This window comes from Nitrosomonas mobilis (genome assembly GCF_900103035.1).
Taxonomy (GTDB): domain Bacteria; phylum Pseudomonadota; class Gammaproteobacteria; order Burkholderiales; family Nitrosomonadaceae; genus Nitrosomonas; species Nitrosomonas mobilis.
The window spans coordinates 1-2,409 of the sequence record NZ_FMWO01000089.1; the positions used below are offsets into that span (position 1 = coordinate 1).

3 protein-coding genes are annotated in these 2,409 nt (G+C 44.0%); 2 read left to right on the forward strand and 1 reads right to left on the reverse strand.

Features of this window, described 5'->3' with window-relative positions; all coding sequences use genetic code 11:
• Positions 1-115: 115 nt before the first annotated feature.
• Positions 116-748, reverse strand: coding sequence for a hypothetical protein (locus NSMM_RS12835; RefSeq protein WP_090288026.1), 633 nt, complete (start codon positions 746-748; stop codon positions 116-118).
• 167 nt (positions 749-915) lie between these two features.
• On the opposite strand from NSMM_RS12835, the gene NSMM_RS12840 reads away from it, so the two are divergent.
• The gene (locus NSMM_RS12840) at positions 916-1,563 is read left to right on the forward strand and encodes an endonuclease (RefSeq protein ID WP_090288028.1); all 648 of its coding nucleotides are present in this window, start codon (positions 916-918) and stop codon (positions 1,561-1,563) included.
• Positions 1,550-2,409, forward strand: an 860-nt coding sequence (locus NSMM_RS12845) for an IS1595 family transposase (RefSeq protein WP_090283480.1), incomplete at its 3' end; no start/stop codon positions are given. The genes NSMM_RS12840 and NSMM_RS12845, both read left to right, overlap by 14 nt.

Sequence of the window (2,409 nt, forward strand, 5' to 3'; positions counted from 1 at the left end):
GCAAGGATTGTGGACAAATATAGTGAGAAAGAAAAATCTCACACAGAAGTAGAAACAAAAAAAGAAACCGAAAACCGGGGCAGCGCCGTTCCGCTGCATGAAGAAGGTTACCCTCTTAAACTCGATACATTATTGTCTTGACTGATGGGTCCACTTTAGTGCACTCCTCTAATTTTGTTATTTTTTCTTGATAATTTTTACTATTATTTTTTTCTTCCTCTAAAAGGCGTTTTGTGTCTTTATGCTCTTTTTCTTCATCGGCGTATCGTCTCTTAATTCTTATTATTTCACTCTCGGCTTTTTTAAGATGTTCGCCACAGCTCGAATTAGAATCAGTAAATCGTGATAATTCTTGCCTCAGCTTAGTATTTTCGCTTTTCAGGTCTTTATTAGAATCAGTAAATTGTGATAATCCTTTACTCAGCTCAAAATTCTTGTATCTCAAGTCTTCATTAGAATGCTTACATGAGGATGAATCGTTTTTTAATTCATCATTATTTTTTTCTAGGTCTCTGTTCTTAGTGTGAAGATTCTCTATTTTCTCACGATCTTTGGAGAAAGCACGCTCGAGAAGTTCTTCTTTTGAATAACCACTAAGTACCCATAATTGCATATCTGGAAGAGTCATTACAAACCAAGATACCAAGGCAATAGCAGAAGTAAATCCCGCAAATCCCGAAGATATCGCAATATGCTTTTTAAAAAATTTTCTTAATAGCGTTAATAAATCATCCTGTTCTTCATTCATCAGACAATTATCCGGAAATATTTAATCAAGTTGAATTATATCTTCGAATTATTATCGTGTACCGTGCCACCCACATACTGAAAGTAAAGCACGCGGCACAGAAAACACCATTATTCTTCTGCATGCTTGGTATTCGCCTGGCTATCCATAAAACTGACACCAAAAAAATGATAAAAACAAAGAATACCTGGGGAACGCTGCTATTCTCCTGCTTGACCGTTCTGAGTATCTTTTTTTATTTTTCTGCTTACGCGGCCCCGCAATCTTTTGGGGAGGCAAAAGTTCAGGCACGTCAGCATGTTTATGCGAATCGGAATCAATCAGAACCCGGAACGCTGTATTGCGGCTGCAAGTGGAGATGGACAGGTAAAACAGGGGGGAGGGTTGATCTTGATTCGTGCGGATACGAGCCGCGTAAAAATGCTAATCGTGCCGCGCGTATTGAGTGGGAACACATTGTTCCAGCTTGGGTAATAGGATATCAACGCCAATGCTGGCAAAAGGGGGGTAGGAAAAATTGTACCCAGACCGATCCGGTTTTTCGGGTAATGGAAGCCGATCTTTTTAATTTGACTCCAGTGATAGGGGAAGTCAACGGGGATCGAAGTAACTACCTGTATGGCATGGTATACAGAACCATGCCCAATCAGTATGGCCAGTGTACCACTCGCACAGATTTCAAGGAGCGCACGACAGAACCTAGAGACAGTGCAAAAGGTTTCCTGATTAGTTACTTCTCTCAGAAATCTTGTAAAATCTACAAATTGCGAAGAAACGTAGCAAAATCAGAGGAGGATGGCAATGGCGATGAATAAAATTCAGTTTCAGGCAGGCCTGTCACTGCATGAATTTCTGCATCAATATGGCACGGAAGCACAATGTGAAGCAGCATTGTTTGCTGCGAGGTGGCCACATGGCTGGAGATGCCTGCGCTGCGATGGGGAGCGATATTCCTGTACCCATAACGGCCGCAAGCTATGGGAATGCCTGGATTGTGGCTACCAATGTTCTTCAATTGTCGGCACCGTGTTTGAAAATACTAAATTACCGCTAAGAACCTGGTTTCTGGCCATTTACTTGATGACGCAAAGCAAGAATGCGGTCAGTGCATTGGAACTCAAACGTCAGCTGGGGGTAAGTTACAAAACGGCATGGTCGATCAAGCATAAGCTGTTACAGACCATGCTGCTGCGCGAAGAGCAACGCCGTCTGGATGGACGCGTGGAGGTTGACGATGCTTATCTGGGAGGTGAAAGGCCGGGAAAGCGCGGGCGGGGCGCGGCAAGTAAGACGCCATTTGTAGCGGCAATACAAACAAACAGCGAGGGGAAGCCACTTTATATACGCTTGACTCCCGTAGCGGGTTTTACATATGAAGCGCTCAAACAGTGGTCGGCTGAATGTCTGTCATCTACTGCACGAGTCGTATCTGATGGTTTGGGGTGTTTCGGGGCGGTTACGCATACAGCCGCGCAGCATGAGCGCCATATTGTGGGAAGTGGCAAATCTGCTGTGCAGCGTGCCGAGTTTCGCTGGGTCAATACGCTTCTTGGCAATCTCAAGACTGCCTTCAGCGGAACCTACCATGCATTCAATCACGCCAAGTATGCACAGCGCTATCTTGCAGAATTCTCCTATCGCTTCAATCGCCGTTTTGATTT